Here is a 19,413-nt window from a genome sequence, read left to right as displayed (position 1 = left end):
GATTCGAACTCTCGGATGGTTGCCCATCGGCGGTTTTCAAGACCGCTGCCTTCAGCCGCTCGGCCACCCCTCCGCAAATTTTTTTACTACGACACAATACTATTATGCCCTTACCGAAGTAAGTGGCGGAGGAGGAGAGATTCGAACTCTCGGATGGTTGCCCATCGGCGGTTTTCAAGACCGCTGCCTTCAGCCGCTCGGCCACCCCTCCGCAATGAGGCGCACTATAAACACTCCCCTAAACATTGTAAATAGTGAAATGCATCGTTCGCTTGAAAAACAAACAAAAACCATTTTTATGACGATAAAACAGGCAAAAAAACGCTTTAACCCGCTTAGAGGCGAGGTAAAGATGGGTAAACCCCCTTCAATCCTCGCGGCGTGTAGATTAATTTGTGCGAGGAAAAAATAATAAAAGAGATCATCATGGAAAAAATTATTACTGCTCGCAGCCAAAGCCAATTACTCTTACATAAGGTTTTACGAAATACTTACTTCTTATTGGGATTAACCCTCGCCTTCTCTGCCATGACCGCCACCGCCAGTATTGTTTTCAGCCTACCGGCCCCCGGCTTCCTTCTGACCTTGATAGGGTTTTACGGCTTAATGTTTCTGACTCATCGTCTCGCTGATCGGCCCATCGGTATTTTGGCCACCTTCGCCTTTACCGGATTTCTAGGCTATTGCTTAGGACCTATCCTGAGTCGGTATTTAAGTAACGGTATGGGCGAGACTATTGCTTTCGCGTTAGCCGGCACCGCCCTGGTCTTTTTCTGCTGTTCAGCCTATGTGCTGACGACCCGTCGTGATATGTCATTTTTAAACGGTATGTTAATGACTGGTTTTGTAGTACTGTTGGTCGCCGTCATCGCCAATCTTTTTCTGCAACTCCCTGCTCTACAAATGACGATTAGTGTCCTGTTTATTCTGTTTTCTTCCGCTGCTATTCTGTGGGAGACCAGTAATATCGTGCAGGGTGGTGAAACCAATTATATTCGCGCCACCGTCAGCTTATATGTCTCGATTTACAATATCTTTTTGAGCTTACTCAACCTGCTGGGGTTTGCTTCTCGCAACGACTAATCCAACTAATCGCAGACAAGAATGTAGCCTTTAGAAATAAAGGCTATTTTTTTGGGTAAAAACCTTGATACCATTCTGTTTAGGGTTTCATGAGATGTTAATGATGATTTTCGACAATAAAGAAATAGAAACAGATGACCAAGGTTACCTCAAGACGAGCAGTGACTGGAGTGAGGCATTGGCGGAGGTCATCGCCGCGCAGGAACAGATCACGCTAACGCCAGAACATTGGCAAGTGATTCTGTTCGTCAGAGATTTCTATACTGAATTCAATACCTCACCAGCCATTCGAATGCTGGTGAAAGCGATGGCGAAGAAGTTTGGCGAAGAGAGAGGGAATAGCCGTTATTTATTTCGCCTTTTTCCCGATGGACCGGCAAAACAAGCAACCAAAATCGCGGGACTGCCTAAGCCCGCTAAGTGCTTGTAACACACTCCTTCGTTAGACCACTAAACGTGCTTATTGACCGCACACCCTTATATGACTTTTAACGTAAAGACGACTATGACTGCACGAATTATCCTTGCAAAAGGACGCGAAAAATCACTGCTTCGTAAGCACCCTTGGATTTTTTCCGGGGCAATTAATAAAATGGAAGGCAAAGCCACATCGGGTGAAACGGTTGATGTCTGCGATGCCAATGGCCGCTGGTTAGCCAAAGCCGCGTTCTCGCCTTCCTCCCAAATTCGTGCACGAGTATGGAGCTTCGATCCAGCGGAATCTATCGATATTGCTTTTTTCGCTCGTAAGTTGGAACAAGCCCTAAAATTACGCACTTGGCTTGCTGCAAAAGATGATCTGGACAGCTACCGCTTAATCGCCGGAGAGTCCGATGGCTTACCAGGGATTACTATTGATAAATTCGGTCAATTTCTCGTGCTACAACTATTGTCAGCAGGCGCTGAATACCAACGCCCGGCCTTGACGACGGCGCTACAGCAACTTTTCCCCGATTGCCATTTATATGAACGCTCCGACGTTGCCGTCAGGAAAAAAGAGGGCCTAGAGCAAGTTCAGGGGGTTATTTCGGGCGATACGCCACCTGCCCTGTTACCCATTACCGAGCATGGTATGAAGCTGTTGGTTGATATCCAAAAAGGCCATAAAACCGGTTATTACCTCGATCAACGTGACAGCCGCTTTGGCTTACGTCGTTATGCACAAGATGCCGAGGTCTTAAACTGCTTCTCCTATACTGGGGGATTTGCCGTCTCTGCTTTAATCGGCGGATGTAAGAAAGTCACGAGCGTCGATACGTCGCAAGAAGCCCTCGATATTGCGCGTCAAAATATCGAGCTTAACCAACTCGATTTATCGAAAGCTGAGTTCCTACGAGATGACGTGTTTAAGTTATTACGCCGTTATCGCGATGAAGGCCAGCGTTTCGACGTTATCGTGATGGACCCCCCTAAGTTTGTTGAAAATAAAAATCAACTGATGGGCGCTTGTCGCGGCTATAAAGACATCAATATGCTTGCCATGCAGCTATTGCGTCCAGGCGGTTTCCTATTGACCTTCTCATGTTCAGGCTTGATGACGACTGAGCTGTTTCAAAAAGTTGTTGCCGATGCCGCCGTCGATGCAGGGAAAACTGCGCAATTTATTGAGCAGTTCCGCCAAGCCGCTGACCATCCGGTAAGTAGCGCCTATCCGGAAGGATTGTACTTAAAAGGCTTTGTTTGCCAAGTCTACTGACTTGAAAAATGATTTATCGCCCCCAGATCTCCTTCCAATACAGGACTGGAGATGATTATGATCAAGTGTAAATTTGGAATGGGTCAGCAAGTCCGTCATCAATTGACGGGCGCTTTGGGGGTGATTGTCGATATGGACCCGGCCTATGCGTTACAAACGCCGACACCGACCAGTCTTATCATCCATGAAGGGCTGTTAGTACTCCCTTGGTATTATGTGGTGATGGAAGATGAAGGCGGCGAGACGGTCCAGACCTATGTAGCTGAATCGCAATTAACAGGTGAAATTTCTAACGAGCATCTCGATAATCCTGAACTGGACGATATCGCGGAGCGCGTTCGCTCAAAAATTACCTCTTCCCTGCTTCGTCATTAAGCCCCATCGGGGCTTAAGGTTTTTTCGCAACAGCTACACCGGACTGTTTTAATTCTTCAACGAAGGGAGAGGCATGCTTCGGATCAAACAGCAACCATAGCCTCTGTTTTGCCCTAGTCATGGCAACGTAAGCTAGTCTGCGCTCTTCTGCATAAGGGTAAGATTCTTGTTCGACAAGGAGCCCTCGCTCGATAATGGTCTCTTGTGATTCCGCTGGGAACCCTTCTTTTCCCGTATTGAGCCCACAGAGAATGACATAATCCGCTTCACGTCCTTTGCTGGCATGAATAGTCATAAAGTCGATAGTGAGATTTGGCCAACGGGTCGCCGCTTTATCGAGCGTCTTAGGTCTAAGGTAGTGATACCGACCTAGTACTAAGATAGTCTCTTGCTGCGTGACAAAACCACTGAGCTTATCCAACAACGCCTCGAGTTGCGTTTCCACCAGTAACGTGACCGATTTCTTATCTCCTTGACGCGTACTGGTAATGGATTTACTGATCTGTGCAGGATTCTGTTGAATAAATCGTGCCGCTATATCGCTTTGCCGCTGATCGAAACGATAAGTCGTGTCCAGATGACACACAGCGCCTTCACCGAAGTAGTGAGAAAATTTAGTGGTTAAATCGAGCTGTGCACCAGCGAAGCGATAGATGGCTTGCCAATCATCACCCACCACATAAAGATGGCTATGTTTATTCTGCTGGCGAAGTAATTTAATTAATCTGGCTCGCTGCGGGGAAATATCCTGAAATTCATCAATTAATAGATATTTCCAGGGGCTGATAAAGCGCCCTTTCTCAATTAGGCCGCAGGCTTGTTCGATTAAGCTCGAAAAATCTACAGCTCCCTCCGCTTTTAACGCCGCTTTCCACGCTTTGACGATCGGTGCTATCAATTTAATACGCTTTGAGAAAAGCGGACGATCTTCTTCTTTTACTTGCTCAATCATTTGAGCTTGAGTACCGCCGTGCATTCTAACGAGTCCCAACCACTTATCGAGTATAAGGGGGATCTTTTTCTGAATATCGGGCTGCTGCCAAAAAGCATTTTCAGTTAATGTCCAGCCGAGATCATCTTCTAGGCACTGTCGCCATTGGTTGGCCGCGGCTTTTTTCTGGCTGCACTGTTCAACCCACTGCTCCAGTAATAACTTATGCCGCTCAGCAGTATTATTTTCTAGTTCAGTGATGATGGGCGTTTTATTTGTCACTTGCTGGATTATCGCCAAGGCTAATCCATGAAATGTTTTCGCGGTCACCGCTGATTCGCCAGTACGTAACGTTATCCGCTGGTTAAGTTCTTCAGCGGCTTTTCGCCCAAAGGCTAGGATGAGAATCTGTTCTGCTTGCGCCTGTTTACGCATTAGTAGCCAAGCCGTTTTTGCGACTAATACCGAGGTTTTACCACTCCCGGCACCCGCCAAAACGAGCACTGATTTTTCATCATTCATCACAGCTTGGCGCTGAGAGGCATTCAAAGGTGAGCTTTCAACGGTCGCAAAGAACTCAGCGTATCGCGACTCAAGTTGGGTCATCCATTGACGATTACGTAGTTGTCGCTGTGATTCGGGCGCGGTAAGCCATGCATGGCAAAATTGCCAACGCGCGTAACTGTCAGCAAATGCTTGCAGACGTTCGCTAGGTAACGGCAGAGCGGTCAGTGCTTCCTCAATATGGGTTTGCAACCCATGCAACGCATCTTGAGTAAGCCAACGATCTTTTTGCACGGTATCGAGAATAAACTGCTGCAGGTCAGAGAGCACTTGGTCACTGATCACCACCATTTGCTGTGTCCAAGATTGCCATGACTTCATTAGATATTGCCAAAATTGCTGCGTTTCAGACCATTCAGTGCCATGTAGCCGCACAACCTTATCATCCGCTAATTGAAACTCTAGCTCTCCCCACACCATCCCGCGCTTGCAGCGCACGCCAATCAATTGATTAAAAGGAATGATATATTCATGATGATCACCAGAAACTTCAACACCTGCAGCAAGCATTCGCACCCGATGATAGGGGTGTTGTGCGAGCTTCTTTCCGATTGACGTTGCTTTTAGTTCCATGCACCTGGCCATTGTTTTACACTATCTCGGTTTTCGATTTTAACTGCCAACAGGCTGGGCCTCCAGCTAAATCTACCTCGATATATTGTTAAAAAGGGATAATCATTGCATGCGAAGTGTGCTAAATATTTTAAATTTCTTCCTAGGCGGTTTCATTACGAGCTTTTCGTGGCTGTTGGTCACTTTATTGACTATCGTCTTTATTTTTACGCTACCTCTCACCCGCTCATGCTGGGAGATTACTAAGCTTTCATTCATTCCCTTTGGTAATGAGGCTATTCACGTCGACTTACTCAGACCGGAAAATAAAAGTAAGCTGATGAATTCAGGTGGGACATTATTGAATGTTGTGTGGCTCATCCTGTTCGGTTGGTGGCTCTGTCTTTCCCATATATCAATTGGCATTGCGCAGTGCTTAACCCTGATTGGCATCCCGACTGGGATAGCACATTTTAAAATCGCCGTTATCGCATTATGGCCGGTAGGGCGCAGAGTGGTTAGCGTTGAGGAAGCCCAAATCGCGCGTGAAAATGCTGCACGCCTGCAATACGGTAACTGATCATGGCCAGTCGGAGTGTGCTTCATAAACACTGGCAAAACTATATTCTGAACCGTTTGTGGCAAGAGCCCGTCCGAATTTTTTCTGCGATGAGCTGTGTCGCGCTTTTTGCATGGCGTCATCATACGGTGATTTGGACTATCCCTTTGATTTTAGGGATAGTCGCCGCCGCGTTAACTGATATTGACGATCGGTTAACGGGCCGGCTTAAAAATATTGTGATCACGCTCGTCTGTTTTGCTATCGCCACCATTAGTGTTGAACTCTTGTTTCCCCACACCCTACTCTTTGTCTTGGGATTAGGGCTTTCGAGCTGGATATTCATCATGCTGGGTGCCTTGGGTCAACGCTACGCTACGATTGCCTTTGGTGCCATTTTAATTGCCATCTATACGCTGTTAGGGATTGGACTTTTCCCCAAATGGTATATTCAACCCCTGTTCCTTTTAGCGGGCGCTGTGGTGTATTACCTTTTCACACTCATTAACCATCTTCTCTTTCCCGCCCGTCCGGTTGAAGCACAATTAATTAAAACTTATAGCTCTCTCGCAAAATATTTAGAAGCCAAAGCCGCACTGTTTGACCCGGATGGTATAGCCCATGGCGAACGCCCTGTCTATAAATTGTCGATGGCGAATAGCCAGTTGGTTCAGCAACTCAACATTGTGAAAACAGCTATCCAGAGTCGCCTACGCGGTGATCGGGCAAGTAGCACTAGCCGAAGGGCATTGCTTTATTACTTTGTCGCGCAAGAGATCCATGAACGGGCAAATTCATCGCATATCGACCATCTCCGCTTGCAAGATAATTGGCACTTTAACGAATTAATGTTCCGCTGCGAGCGTTTACTCCGATATCAAGCAATGGCTTGCCGAGAGATAGCAGAAAGTCTTCAAACCAAGCAAGACTACCAACACAGTCGTTATTTTGAGCGCGCACTCACCAATGCAGACGTTGCATTGGAACGAGTCTCCCTTGTTGCAGAAAAGGAGAGCTGTGAACGGTTACGTTGGCTACTAAAAAATTTACGCGCAGTCGATCAACAATTGGCTTCTGTCGCTTCAGATCAGCTATCGAACACTGATTGGCAAAAGATCGATACCGAGCTTTCTTTTGAAGGTATTCAGGGCTGGCAAGATATCAAATCACGGTTTAAAAGCCACCTCTCACCAAAGTCGCCTCTATTTAGACATGCTGTTCGCGTAAGTCTAGTTCTCTGCTTAGGTTACCTATTTATACAATCGATAAGTTTAGAACGCGGTTATTGGATACTGCTTACCTCACTCTTTGTCTGTCAACCGAACTATTCTGCCACCAAGCGACGCTTAGCATTGAGGGTTATTGGAACCTTAGCAGGAATATTGATTGGACTCCCCCTACTTTGGCTTATCCCCTCTTTACCAGGACAGTTAGTCGCTATTGTACTTTTTGGCGTATTGTTCTTCCTGTTCAGGCAAGTCCAGTACGCCCAGGCCACCTTGTTTATCACATTGATGGTCCTATTTTGCTTTAACCTTTTGGGTGAAGGTTTCAACGTTGCCCTACCCCGTATTATCGATACACTGATTGGCTGCGGATTAGCTTGGCTTGCGGTAACCTTTATCTTCCCCGATTGGCATTACCGACAGTTTTCAACGGTGATTAACAAAGCCTATAAGGCAAACGTGCGCTATTTAAAGGCTGTAACCCAGCAATACCAAGAGGGTAAAGATAATCGAGTGTCCTATCGTATCGCGCGTCGGGAGGCCCATAACGCCGATGCCGAGTTAGCTTCTGTCATCGCCTTAACAGAAAACAAAGCCTGGTCTTCTGCGGAAGCTAAAGAAGCTTCTTTCTCGGTCCTCTGTACCAACCACAGTCTATTGAGCTATATCGCGGCATTGGGCTCACATCGACAACATACGCATAATGCTCAACTCCTTAATCTTCTTTATGGGCTGATTGCTTGTGTGGAAGGCTATCAGCAGTTCGATCACAACGAGGTCGAGCAATCACTCAAGACGTTAACTTTACTGGCTGAATCGGTCGAGATTGATGATGAACCTCAAAAAGCGCTCATCATTCAACAAGTTTCATTAATTATCCATACTTTAAGTGAGATGAATAAGATCAAATTGCCGCTCTTAATAACCTAAGGTTGTTAGTTGTTTTATTCGTACAACGGCTGGTGAACTCTTTATGCCAAGCCGTTAACTCTTCGCGAACAGAGAGGGGTAGCACAGCATGGTGTAGCCCCATAAGGGCCCCTTGCAAATAGAACAGTGTAGGCAGGCCTAAATGTTTATTACGTTCATGCATCAATGTCCAAGATTGCTCAACACCTATTTGCCGCAATTGCTCTTCGGTATGAATACCGACTTCACGTAATAACGTTTCAAAACGTATCCCTAGATTAGGCAGATCCTTTAGTCGACGGTGCGCCTGCTTATAGGACCGACAATTTTTTGCGTCTCGCCATGCCTCTCGAGATAATTTCAAAAGACTCACCTCGTCCTGCCACAACATTTCGTCAACCTTAAAGTAATTGAGTGAGATGGCACTGCCTCGTTTACAGAAAACAAAGGGAGTAAGTGGGTGATTAACGAGATAGTGGGACATCGCCTCACTTCCACGTAAGTAAAGGGTACCCTGCTTAACAAGCGCAAACACCACATCACCTAATGACAGTGAATAGCCTCCAAACTGGGTTTTAGCAACGATGGTCCCGAAGTGGATAACTTTTTTTTGATACTGCGCAATACACTGTTGAGAACTGTTCATTTCGATCCTCCCGATCACGAACAAGCTAACCTATTGATATAAATGTCCTTATCATTTATTCACCTTAAATAATTTAAATTAGTTGTTCAATTAATAAATATAAAATGCTCGTGACGTATTCCAAATCTATTTTTGGATGCAAGAAATGATTGATCTTTAGCTCAAGTAGAATTACTGTATATTCATACAGTGAATAGGAGCTAACCATGATCACACCCCATTCTGTTAATAATTTCTCAAAGCAAATACATGCAATCCCTGAAGTCACCACGTCAATCGGCGGTATTAATCAAATTTGCTACGATAATGCTTCACCCGCTCTACTCAATTTATTGCTATTACCAGCAATAAAGCAGCTTGGGCAACAGGCAAAATGGATGTTGTGGTTAACTCCTGAAAATAAGCTAGACCGTTCTTGGTTAGCGCATTCCGGTATTTCATTGAGCAAATCAGTACAAATCCCTATGCTTGACGATAAACAAAAGATGGATTCCATGACTCAAGCCCTAAAATCCGGTAATTATAGCGTTATCACTGTATGGTTAGACAGTACGCTATCAGTGGAACAGCAAAATAGTCTCGATTTTTTAGCCAAAGAAACGGATACCGTCGTCTTTATTTTGCACAAAAACTCACCACATAACCGTTCGGCCAGACAGATGAGTCACCAAAAAATTCCCACTTTTGCATTTCTTTAGCTTTATTGAGATTTATCTGAAGAAAATATTTATCAGAATTTATTTATGTCTAATTATTTACCACTTTCAGGCAGGGCAACGTTTCCAAGGCTTATTCAGTTTTTTATCGTGTATGAAGTTCAGTTTCAAATGTAACTAAATGTGTATAAAATGCTGTTTTTTACTGTACATCGTTATATCTTACTTGTAAGTTTTTAAACACGTTGTAGACTTTAGCTCGCTAGGGTGCTCAAAAACCTCCAGTTTTAGCTGAGTATAAAACGAGCGAAAAAGACCCAGCGAAGAATTGCAACCAAGAGCAAATTTTATGCTCATTGCCAATTTTGGATGATAACGAGGCGCAAAATGAAAAAAACAGCTATCGCAATTGCAGTGGCACTAGCAGGTTTAGCAACTACTGTTGCTCAAGCTGCACCAAAAGACGACACTTGGTACGTTGGTGGTAAATTAGGTTGGTCTCAATACCACGACACCGGTTTCTCTGGTAACCACTACCAAGTGACTAACGAAGCGCGTGACAACCAACTGGGTGCTGGTGCATTCGTTGGTTATCAAGCAAACCCATACTTAGGTTTCGAAATGGGTTATGACTGGTTAGGCCGTATGAAATATACTGGTCAAAACCACGGCGCATTCATTGGTCAAGGTGTTCAACTTGCTGCTAAACTCAGCTACCCAATCACTGATGACTTAGACATCTACTCTCGTTTAGGTGGGATGTTATGGCGTGTAGACGCTAAAGATTACCAAGGTCATCACAACATCGACACTGGTGTATCTCCATTAGCTGCAGCTGGTTTAGAGTACGCACTGAACAAAAACTGGGCAACTCGTTTAGAGTACCAATGGGTTAACAACATCGGTGACCGTAACACCACTGGCGCACGTCCTGACAACGGCATGCTGAGCCTGGGCTTATCTTACCGTTTCGGTCAAGATGATGCTGCTCCAGCACCTGCTCCAGCTCCAGCACCAGCTCCAGTTGTTGAAACTAAGCACTTTACTCTGAAATCAGACGTGCTGTTCAACTTCAACAAAGCTACGCTGAAAACGTCTGGTCAATCAGCTCTTGACCAACTGTACTCACAGTTAAGCAACTTAGATCCTAAAGATGGTTCTGTTGTTGTTCTGGGCTTCACTGACCGTATCGGATCTGACAGATACAACCAAAACCTGTCTGAGAAACGTGCTCAATCAGTTGTGGATTACTTAGTATCTAAAGGTATCCCTTCTAACAAGATCTCTGCACGCGGTATGGGTGAATCTAACCCAGTAACCGGTAACACCTGTGACAACGTTAAGAAACGTGCTGCTCTGATCGACTGCTTAGGTCCAGACCGTCGCGTAGAAATCGAAGTTAAAGGCGTTAAAGATGTTGTTTCTCAGCCACAAGGCTAAGATAACATGGTAAAAAACCCCGCTTAGGCGGGGTTTTTTTTATCCTTTTTTTGTCCCTAAAATTGAGGCTAAATCTTCTTTCAGGGAACTCATCTGAGAAGCATATTTCTCTTTTCGTTCTGCATCTTCGATCAGCTGTACAATTGTATCGGAGAGCGTACTGCTTCGTCGTTGAGCCAAGCCCGCTAAACGCTGCCATACTAAATATTCTAAATCGATAGATTTTTTTCGAGTATGTTGTTGTTCAGCATTAAAGTGACGCTTACGCCTTGCCCGAATCGTCTGGCTCATCCTCACAGACAGTTCAGTGTTCATATGCTCGTTAATCCACCGCAAGATATTTTCAGGTTGATGCTCATACCCTATCAGCAATTTTACTGCCTCGTCTGCCGCCGATTGCTCAATATGACGCGTGATCAATTCCCCTTCTCGGTGTTTTTTTAAGAGATATTTCCATTTCCAGCCTGACTCGAGATTCTCTAACTGTAAATATTTCATCAGGTTCCTTAAAATTAATCACTTAATACTAGAATACCAGCTTTAGGCTTTTCTGCAGACAAATTTAACCCCGCATTCGTCGCGTCTTGGTTACATGGTGTCTACTGCCGAACTACGGTATAATTGCTGTTTTATGTCCAAGGCAAAATAAGATTACTTTGACTAGCTCAACACTTTCATGGCAAGAACTTATTCCCGACGCCCAGTATTTAGCTCCGCTTTTTTCTCAGGGCTTGTCATCCAGTGCGTCTGGCGTTGAATCGTTGCAGCCACGGTTGCTCAACGCTATCGATCAACTTGACCTTAACCCTGTTCAGCCATTACTGTTGATTAAGCTTGAGGAGCATCCCACTAATGTGAAAGCGCTCGCTCAAATTATCGAGCAGAGATTGCCAGTTAAAACTGTTGACCAGTGGGCCTATCATTCGCCCGCTGCAAACCAATTCCATTTAGAGAAATTAGCCTGCCACGAGACTCACTCTGCAGTTTATTATGCTGATTGGATTGAATCAGATCAATTATTTGGTTACCTCACTGAACAGCAAGGTAGTTGGACGCCGGAATTAGGCCTATTGCATAAAGCGAATGGTGGAACATTAATTCTTTCTGTGCACTGTCTCCTTTCGCAACCCTTAATGTGGTTGCGGTTGAAAAATTTCATAAGTGAACACCGGATAGCCTGGTTTTCACCAGATCCTCGTCGCCCTGTTCCTATTCATATTCCGGACTACCCCCTGTCGGTAAAATTAGTATTAGTCGGGAGCCGAGAAAGTTTGGCTGAATTCAGTGAGAATGAGCCAGTATTACACGCCAATGCGATCTATACCGAAATAGAAGACACTGCCGAAATTACCACTGATCAGCAGTTTATAGATTGGGCGAGTTGGGTTGCCTCACAAGCACGCGCTTTGACACTTCCAAAGCCAGACGTAGGTTTTTTGCTGCGCTTAACACGCGAAGCTTCACGCTACACTAATGAGCAGCAGCGGTTCCCAATTAATACAACATGGCTACATAAGCAACTTGGTGCCGCCTATGCTGCGGGGCAAACCCTGACAGAAAGTAGCCTCTGCGAGGCACTTGCACAGCAAGAATGGCGTGAAAGTTATTTACCCGAAACCTTACAACGTGATCTCGCCGCCCCACACAGCTTATTGGAAACAGACGGTGAAAGAATTGGACAGATTAATGGTCTATCCGTCCTCGACCTGCCGGGCCACCCACGGCCATGGGGTGAACCTGCGCGCATCAGTTGCCTAGTACATTATGGTGATGGCGAGATTAATGATGTCGAACGTAAGGCTGAGTTGTCTGGTAATATTCATGCTAAAGGGATGATGATTATCGAGGCCTGGTTAATGGCCGAATTAGAGCTAGAACAACAGCTGCCTTTCACTGCATCAATGGTTTTTGAACAATCCTATGCTGAGGTCGATGGCGACAGTGCTTCCCTCGCTGAACTGGCAGTACTGATTAGCGCACTCTCTCTTAAACCCCTGCAACAATCTTTTGCCGTGACAGGGTCTGTCGATCAATTTGGCAATGTCCAGCCTGTCGGGGGTTTGAATGAAAAAATTGAAGGCTTCTTCTCACTATGTTCACAGCAGGGTCTGACCGGTAAACAAGGTGTTATTTTACCCGAACGGAATTGTTGCCACCTTTCATTGTCTGATGAGGTCATTGAGGCCGTCAAACATCAGCAGTTTCACCTGTGGCCTGTTAGCACCGTTGATCAAGCACTCGAACTGTTAATGTCCTTACCCTGGGTGACTGAGAATGATGACGAATCTCTTTTAGGCATCATCCAACAACGGATCGATGAAGCTCAACAGCCGGTAAAAGCAGAAGGTGGATTTTTTTCTTCTTCGCGATGGCTAAACTGGCTGAAGCGTGATTAACAACTCTTGCTCAGCGTACAAGTGTACGCTATTCTTCGAGCTTCAATTGAAAAGGGCTAAATGTAATTATGGTAGATAAACGCGAATCCTACAGCAAAGATGACCTCATCGCGTCAGGACAAGGGAAATTGTTTGGTGAAAATGGACCCCCTCTCCCTGCTGACAATATGTTAATGATGGACCGTGTCATTCTCATGTCGGAGAATGGCGGTCACTTTGATAAAGGCTTCGTCGAAGCTGAACTCGACATCAATCCAGAACTTTGGTTTTTTAAATGTCACTTCGTCAACGATCCTGTTATGCCAGGATGCTTAGGCTTAGACGCAATGTGGCAGTTAGTCGGATTTTATTTGGGCTGGTTAGGCGCAGAAGGTAAAGGCCGCGCGCTAGGCGTAGGCGAAGTAAAATTCACTGGACAAGTTCTGCCAACAGCGAAGAAGGTCACTTACAAAATTCACTTCAAACGCGTTATCAACCGTAAATTAGTGATGGGTGTTGCTGATGGAGAAGTATTTGTAGATGGTAAATTAATCTATACCGCCTCAGACCTAAAAGTCGGCCTATTCAAAGATACCGAATCTTTCTAAAGTTAGCCGCACAAAAAAAAGCAGATTTGGTGAAATCTGCTTTTTTTATGTCTGTTTTATGCGAAAGCTGAACGTTCTTCAATAGCCTTACGCCAACCTCCTAACCAATGTGACCTTGAGTCTAACGTTTGATAGGGACAGAGTTCTTTCGATCGTCCGCTTTTTCCCGTTTTGTATCCCAGTGAGTAAGCTCGTTCCAAACGATCGCGTTTTTGTCTCTTCATATCCGTTTACCCTCATAAAGATAGTTGGTTAAAAGAATCGGTGATAAATTTATCACCTCCTCCTTTGTACCCCTCTCTCATAATGAGATCAACGAGTATTTTTTGAACAGCTCTGCAAGTTTTGAGCTAAGTCAAACTATTCGGTGACTCACAATACTTAAGGACTAATCTGTGACGCTACCTGTTGGGCTTCCTGATACCATGCTTGCGAGAGCGCTTGTACCAAGGCAGGATAACCATCATCCTTAAGTGGGACACTTTGCTCAAATGTACGACGTATCGCTTCATCTTGATGCTGATAGATCCAGTAACCTTTCACCAGTACATGCCCATCCCAGCGACCTTGGAATGCGGTAACTGTCACGGCCAATGAGTCGTCATCCCCCTTCAACGTACTATTGGTGACTAACCAATTCGGCAGTAAAGTACTTAAGTTAGTCACTAACGTCTGTTGCAATTGCTGATCAAGAGGGCTAGCCCACAGATTTTGCTCAGCTAAGCGGTATTCCACGTCAGAAGTTTGAAAAGCAATTCCTGTACTGGCTAACGCGTCAGGCACATTGATAGATTGCACCCAGAGGTGTTTCGGCTGCTGTCCGAAGGCAGACGACGAGGTCGCTACTGATGTGCCGCCTTGCGGAGTAGTCAATTGATAATATTTGGTTGATTCGCTACTACTGCAAGCTGTCAAACAGACAGCCAGCAGCGTCATTAAAAGTCTTTTCACTCTTTAGCCTTTTTAGGTTGTGGATCTTTACCCGGCGTTGCTTCAAATACCAAGGCGTTACTCTTTGTATTAAGGGTACGAAGGACTGGCTGTAATTCCACTAACACTTGGTCCAGGTGTTGAAGATTTCCCTGCAACTTCGTGTAAGCCGGAGAACCTGGCTGTAATCCCTTCAAGCTTTGACTGAGTTGACGCAACGTCTGTTGCACATCGTCCGGTAAGGTTTTCATCGCCGGACTACTCGTGATTTTGTTAACATGATCCAAAGTCGTTTGCAATTGTTGCAGCGTTTTTTGACTTTCTTTCAATGTCCCCGTTGCTTCATTCAGTAAAGGATTTAGGGGTAACTTCTCTAATTTGTCCAGTATCTCCATCACTTTTTGCTGCATTTGAGTGATACCGCCATTGACTGTTGGAATAATGTTGTAGTGATCGAAACGGGTAGGTCCTTTGTAAGCGCCCGCATCGTTATTGAAATCAAGGTCAACGTATAAAGCCCCAGTGATCAGGTTAGCGGTTTTCAAACTGGCACGTAACCCGTGCTGTAAGCCATCGGACAGACGTTGTTGTAAATTAAAATCGTCTCCCAGTTTTTTAGAAAAACGTTCCGGCTCGATCTTGATTAATACAGGTATCCGGTAATCGCCGTTTAACTTTTTCAGCATATTGGGAATGATAAACGGTACTTGAGCGACCGTCCCTAAGCGTATCCCTCTAAATTCGACTGGCGCACCTTCTTGTAGACCACGTATCGATTCATTAAAGAATAAGAGGTAATCAGAATGTTGGGTATACAGCGATTCACTAATACTGTGCTGATCATTGAACAAATGGTAATGTGTATCATTAGGCACCTTCGTTCCGACGCTCCATCCTTCTGGTACATCGAAACTAACCCCACCTGTAAATAACGTCGTTAATGAACCCATTTCAACACGCATACCAGACGCTGACATATCTACGGCAATACCGCTATCCTTCCAGAATCGAACATTACTGGTCACCAGACGGTCGTAAGGCGCTTGGATAAAGAGTTGGTATTCCATTTGACGTTCATCGGCATCGAAACGACTAAGTTCCACCGATCCCACTCGGAAGCCCCTAAAGAGTACGGGATCTCCTGCATTAAGTTGACCCGCTTGCTCACTGTTCAAGTTGATATGGATGCCTTTAGCATCGGGTGAAGCCAGAGGGGGTGAATCTAACAAGTTATATTGTGCGGGCTCTTCACCTTTACTGCCTGCCTGAAGTTCTATATAGGAGCCAGACAGCAAAGTACCGAGGCCAGTCACCCCTTCACGGCCAATCTGTGGCTTAACCGCCCAGAAAACACTATCTTGGTGCAACATTTTTTCCATACCGGTATTGAGTCGGGCACGGATCTCGACGTGTTGTAAGTCATCGCTAAGTTTGGCACTTTCGACCATCCCTATATCGACGCTACGGCTTTTAATCGCCGTTTTTCCAGGGACGATCCCCTCAGCATTACTGGTCACAAGCACCACTTCTGGCCCTTGATGCGAGAAATGGTAATAAATAATCCATGATCCTATCAGGATGGTGATGATGGGTACTATCCAAACCGGTGACCAGCGTTTGATTTGTTTGATCTTGGCTTCACCAAAATGATGATTACTCAATGGACTCTTCCTCACTCTTTTTGATACTTTCTCGATCCCATAGCAAGCGAGGATCGAAAGCTTGTGCTGAGAACATCGTTAAAATAACGACTAAGCAAAATAGTAACGCACCCTCAGCCGGATAGACGTTCATTAATCCACCCATGCGGACCAACGCTGAGAGTACAGCAATAACAAAGACGTCAACCATTGACCAACGGCCGACTACCTCAACAATTTCATAGATGATTTGCATGCGGTGGTTGTCTCGCGCTCCATAGCCGCCCGCATTCCAACTCAGCCATCCAATAGCAAGAATTTTCATGCTGGGTACGAGGATACTGGCAATGAAAATGATCATCGCGATTGGCCACGACCCCTCATTCCATAAGAATATAACCCCCGCCAGAATATTGGATCCCGAAGCGCTGCCTAAGGCATCGGTCACCATGATCGGCAAGACATTCGCGGGGATATATAGAATGATTGAGGTCAGGAGTAACGAGAGCGTCCACTGCAAACTTCGTGGTTTACGCGCATGGCCACGTTGATGACAACGAGGGCAATAGGGTTCATCGGCTGCCACTATCGCAGTACAACAGGGGCAACTACGTAAATTTTGGTTTATGCCGCTAATGCCCGCGGTCGGTTCAGTGGGTAAAGGCGGTAGTGGACTAATACGCTGCCAAATGACATGACGCTCTAAACACTGAAATGTCCGCAATTGGGCGATACAAAACAGGCACCATGGCCAGAATCCCAGCTCTAGCCCGATTTTACCGTAGGCCATTAATTTGACAAAACTGACTAACACCCCCGCCATAAAGATCTCTGCCATGCCCCAGTTCTTCATGTAGAACAGGCCTTTGGCAAGGGGTATGGTGAGTTGATGGGGTAAATGTCGGTTTAAGGTAAGAATTAATATACTGGCAAGGCACATTGCCGGAATAATCTGCACAAACAACAGGAATATTGTTGCAAGGAAACGATATCTATCATCAACCATCGCTTGCGGGATTTGTAGCAGCGTGATTTGGTTAGTCATCCCCAATACGCTGATGCTAATAAAGGGGAAAAGATTAGCCAACGCTAACATGACTAAGGCTGAGAATGCGTAAACCATTGGCCGACGCAGGGGTTCATGCCATGCGGTTGCCAAGGTGCTTTCACAGCGCATACAGGTTGCCCGCGTACCCGGCGCAAGGCCGGGTAGCTTAGTGGTCATATCACAGTGGGGACATAGTACCCAGCGGTGAGTCTGATCCTGTTGGCAAGGGTTACTCATACTGCACCAATGCGTTATTCACCATTTTTCAGATTTTCCAAATATTCCCAGCGCTCGAAGGCAATATTGAACTCGTCTTCTAACGCTGCCAATTTATCAATAATCGGCTGAGTCTCATCATGGGGACGGCTAAAGAAGCTGGCATCCGCCATCGTGCTCTGTAATTGCGCGATCTCAGCCTCTAAGTTTTCCATCTTCTGCGGAAGTTGTTCAAGTTCACGCGTTAGATTATAGCTTAGTTTCGCCGAGGCTTTTTTAGCGACGGATGATTTGTTCCCCTCAACAGCAGGGGTCTCCACTACCGGCGCTGGGCGAGACTTACGCTGAGAACCCCGCGACGTGCTGCGTTGATGCTGTGCATCATGATAGCCCCCAACATAGCGACCAATTTCTCCTTCGCCCTCGAAGATCCAACATTCCGTCACGGTGTTATCAACGAATTGACGGTCATGGCTAACCAGTAACACTGAACCTTGGTATCCATCGATGAGTTCTTCGAGAAGCTCCAACGTTTCTACATCTAAGTCGTTAGTCGGTTCATCGAGAATTAACAGATTGCTTGGTTTAAGGAACAATTTAGCCAATAGTAAACGATTTCTTTCACCGCCTGACAGCGCCCTTACTGGTGTCATCGCACGTTTAGGGTGGAATAAGAAGTCCTGTAGGTAGCCGAGTACATGGCGAGGCTTACCGTTAACCAGTACTTCTTGCTTACCTTCGGCCAGGTTATCCATAACGGTACGATCTGGGTCTAATTCGGCACGGTGCTGGTCGAAGTAAGCCACTTCCAATTTCGTCCCAATATGCACACGACCTTGTTCGGCCTTAAGTTGGCCAAGCATTAAACGTAGCAAGGTGGTCTTACCACAGCCGTTAGAACCGATCAGGGCGATTTTATCGCCGCGCTGGACCTGCACAGAGAACTGATCCACCAGCGTTTTACCGCCAGCATGGTAAACGACGTCTTCCAGCTCGAAAACAATCTTACCGGAACGGCTTGCTTCACCGACCTGCATGTTAGCCTTACCCATCACTTCTCGGCGCTCAGAACGCTCGCGACGTAGTGCCTTAAGCGCCCTCACCCGACCTTCGTTACGGGTCCTACGCGCTTTGATTCCTTGACGGATCCACACCTCTTCTTGCGCTAACTTGCGATCAAACTCTGCATTTTGCAGCTCTTCAACCCGCAATGCCTCCTCTTTACCCAGCAGATATTGATCGTAATCACCCGGCCATGAGACTAATTTACCGCGATCGAGGTCGACGATACGCGTCGCCATATTGCGGATAAAGGAACGGTCGTGCGAGATAAAGATGATACTGCCGTTAAAGCTCTTAAGGAAATTCTCTAACCAGTGAATAGTTTCAATATCTAGGTGGTTGGTTGGCTCATCTAGCATCAAAACCTTAGGATTTGATACCAGTGCACGGCCAAGTGCCGCTTTACGTAGCCACCCACCAGACAATGAAGAGAGCTCAGTGTCTGCATCAAGACCAATTTTTAATAATACATCGTTGATCCGACTTTCAAGTTGCCAGAGATTCTGATGGTCGAGCACCGCCTGCAGGCGAGCCATCTCGTTAAGATTTTTCTCGCTTGGGTCTTGCATTACGGTATGCGAAATCGCGTGGTAAGCTTTAAGATGCTGCGCTTGTTCAGCGACCCCTTCGGCAACAAAATCATAGACCGAGCCAGCAATATTCCGCGGCGGGTCTTGCTGTAAGCGAGCAATAACCAAATCTTGCTCGTAAACAATACGGCCATCATCGAGGGGAACTTCCTGATTAATGATTTTCATCAGGGTCGATTTTCCCGCACCATTTCGGCCAACGAGACAGACACGCTCGTTCTCTTCGATATGTAATTCAGCGTTATCCAGTAATGGCGCGTCGCTATAGGACAACCAAGCCCCATGAATACTTATTAATGACATTGTT

18 protein-coding genes and 2 tRNA genes (1 of these 20 running past the window's edge) are annotated in these 19,413 nt (G+C 45.8%); 10 read left to right on the top strand and 10 right to left on the bottom strand.

Going from position 1 to position 19,413, the window contains the following annotated elements; all coding sequences use genetic code 11:
- Positions 1 to 73, bottom strand: a tRNA-Ser gene (locus MKR94_RS04335); it reaches 115 nt to the left of the window's first position.
- Positions 74 to 123: 50 nt separating this feature from the next.
- Positions 124 to 211, bottom strand: a tRNA-Ser gene (locus tag MKR94_RS04330).
- Between the two features lie 215 nt (positions 212 to 426).
- Between MKR94_RS04330 and yccA the strand changes: the two genes are divergently transcribed.
- The 4 genes from yccA (at position 427) to hspQ (ending at position 3,154) form a co-directional block, all read left to right on the top strand.
- Positions 427 to 1,083, top strand: a complete 657-nt coding sequence (gene yccA / locus MKR94_RS04325; RefSeq protein ID WP_241645591.1) for an FtsH protease modulator YccA — start codon at positions 427 to 429, stop codon at positions 1,081 to 1,083.
- A 100-nt stretch (positions 1,084 to 1,183) separates the two neighbouring features.
- Positions 1,184 to 1,513 carry a sulfurtransferase TusE gene (gene tusE, locus MKR94_RS04320; RefSeq protein WP_241645624.1) on the top strand — a complete coding sequence of 110 codons (330 nt, stop codon included), beginning with the start codon at positions 1,184 to 1,186 and terminating at the stop codon, positions 1,511 to 1,513.
- Positions 1,514 to 1,588: 75 nt separating this feature from the next.
- Positions 1,589 to 2,779, top strand: coding sequence for a 23S rRNA (cytosine(1962)-C(5))-methyltransferase RlmI (gene rlmI, locus MKR94_RS04315; RefSeq protein ID WP_241645590.1), 1,191 nt, complete (start codon positions 1,589 to 1,591; stop codon positions 2,777 to 2,779).
- A gap of 57 nt (positions 2,780 to 2,836) precedes the next feature.
- The gene (gene hspQ, locus MKR94_RS04310; RefSeq protein ID WP_241645589.1) at positions 2,837 to 3,154 is read left to right on the top strand and encodes a heat shock protein HspQ; all 318 of its coding nucleotides are present in this window, start codon (positions 2,837 to 2,839) and stop codon (positions 3,152 to 3,154) included.
- Positions 3,155 to 3,167: 13 nt separating this feature from the next.
- Here the strand turns inward: hspQ and helD are convergent, their stop codons facing one another.
- Positions 3,168 to 5,222, bottom strand: a complete 2,055-nt coding sequence (helD, locus tag MKR94_RS04305; RefSeq protein WP_241645588.1) for a DNA helicase IV — start codon at positions 5,220 to 5,222, stop codon at positions 3,168 to 3,170.
- A gap of 109 nt (positions 5,223 to 5,331) precedes the next feature.
- On the opposite strand from helD, the gene MKR94_RS04300 reads away from it, so the two are divergent.
- Positions 5,332 to 5,781, top strand: a complete 450-nt coding sequence (locus MKR94_RS04300) for a YccF domain-containing protein (protein ID WP_241645587.1) — start codon at positions 5,332 to 5,334, stop codon at positions 5,779 to 5,781.
- Between the two features lie 2 nt (positions 5,782 to 5,783).
- Entirely contained in the window at positions 5,784 to 7,916 is a 2,133-nt protein-coding gene (yccS, locus tag MKR94_RS04295) for a YccS family putative transporter (protein ID WP_241645586.1), read from the top strand.
- Here yccS and MKR94_RS04290 read toward each other — a convergent pair.
- Positions 7,891 to 8,541, bottom strand: a complete 651-nt coding sequence (locus tag MKR94_RS04290; RefSeq protein WP_241645585.1) for a TfoX/Sxy family DNA transformation protein — start codon at positions 8,539 to 8,541, stop codon at positions 7,891 to 7,893. The genes yccS and MKR94_RS04290 overlap by 26 nt on opposite strands.
- A 206-nt stretch (positions 8,542 to 8,747) precedes the next feature.
- Here MKR94_RS04290 and MKR94_RS04285 point away from each other — a divergent pair, with 206 nt between their 5' ends.
- Positions 8,748 to 9,239, top strand: coding sequence for a SulA-like leucine-rich domain-containing protein (locus tag MKR94_RS04285; RefSeq protein WP_241645584.1), 492 nt, complete (start codon positions 8,748 to 8,750; stop codon positions 9,237 to 9,239).
- Positions 9,240 to 9,584: 345 nt separating this feature from the next.
- The gene (gene ompA / locus MKR94_RS04280; RefSeq protein WP_241645623.1) at positions 9,585 to 10,637 is read left to right on the top strand and encodes a porin OmpA; all 1,053 of its coding nucleotides are present in this window, start codon (positions 9,585 to 9,587) and stop codon (positions 10,635 to 10,637) included.
- Positions 10,638 to 10,676: 39 nt separating this feature from the next.
- Here ompA and matP read toward each other — a convergent pair whose 3' ends face one another.
- Positions 10,677 to 11,135: a macrodomain Ter protein MatP gene (matP, locus tag MKR94_RS04275; RefSeq protein ID WP_241645583.1), complete on the bottom strand. Its 459-nt coding sequence runs from the start codon at positions 11,133 to 11,135 to the stop codon at positions 10,677 to 10,679.
- 158 nt (positions 11,136 to 11,293) lie between these two features.
- Here matP and MKR94_RS04270 point away from each other — a divergent pair, with 158 nt between their 5' ends.
- Positions 11,294 to 13,033: an AAA family ATPase gene (locus tag MKR94_RS04270; RefSeq protein WP_241645582.1), complete on the top strand. Its 1,740-nt coding sequence runs from the start codon at positions 11,294 to 11,296 to the stop codon at positions 13,031 to 13,033.
- A 68-nt stretch (positions 13,034 to 13,101) separates the two neighbouring features.
- Positions 13,102 to 13,620 carry a bifunctional 3-hydroxydecanoyl-ACP dehydratase/trans-2-decenoyl-ACP isomerase gene (gene fabA, locus MKR94_RS04265; RefSeq protein WP_241645581.1) on the top strand — a complete coding sequence of 173 codons (519 nt, stop codon included), beginning with the start codon at positions 13,102 to 13,104 and terminating at the stop codon, positions 13,618 to 13,620.
- Positions 13,621 to 13,676: 56 nt separating this feature from the next.
- Here fabA and rmf read toward each other — a convergent pair whose 3' ends face one another.
- The 5 genes from rmf to MKR94_RS04240 form a co-directional block, all read right to left on the bottom strand.
- A complete protein-coding gene (gene rmf / locus MKR94_RS04260) occupies positions 13,677 to 13,844 on the bottom strand; it encodes a ribosome modulation factor (RefSeq protein ID WP_092674719.1) in 168 nt (55 codons plus the stop codon).
- 157 nt (positions 13,845 to 14,001) lie between these two features.
- A complete protein-coding gene (pqiC, locus tag MKR94_RS04255; RefSeq protein ID WP_241645580.1) occupies positions 14,002 to 14,571 on the bottom strand; it encodes a membrane integrity-associated transporter subunit PqiC in 570 nt (189 codons plus the stop codon).
- Positions 14,568 to 16,211, bottom strand: a complete 1,644-nt coding sequence (pqiB, locus tag MKR94_RS04250; RefSeq protein ID WP_241645579.1) for an intermembrane transport protein PqiB — start codon at positions 16,209 to 16,211, stop codon at positions 14,568 to 14,570. Before pqiB ends, pqiC begins: the two co-directional genes overlap by 4 nt.
- A complete protein-coding gene (gene pqiA / locus MKR94_RS04245; RefSeq protein WP_241645578.1) occupies positions 16,204 to 17,475 on the bottom strand; it encodes a membrane integrity-associated transporter subunit PqiA in 1,272 nt (423 codons plus the stop codon). Before pqiA ends, pqiB begins: the two co-directional genes overlap by 8 nt.
- Before the next feature lie 14 nt (positions 17,476 to 17,489).
- Complete coding sequence (locus tag MKR94_RS04240; RefSeq protein WP_241645577.1) at positions 17,490 to 19,409, bottom strand: ABC transporter ATP-binding protein; 1,920 nt, start codon at positions 19,407 to 19,409, stop codon at positions 17,490 to 17,492.
- Positions 19,410 to 19,413: the final 4 nt, after the last annotated feature.

Source organism: Rosenbergiella metrosideri, assembly GCF_022602565.1.
Lineage (GTDB): Bacteria > Pseudomonadota > Gammaproteobacteria > Enterobacterales > Enterobacteriaceae > Rosenbergiella > Rosenbergiella metrosideri.
Note: the sequence above shows the minus strand (reverse complement) of the source record. Positions and strands in the feature narration are given on the sequence as shown.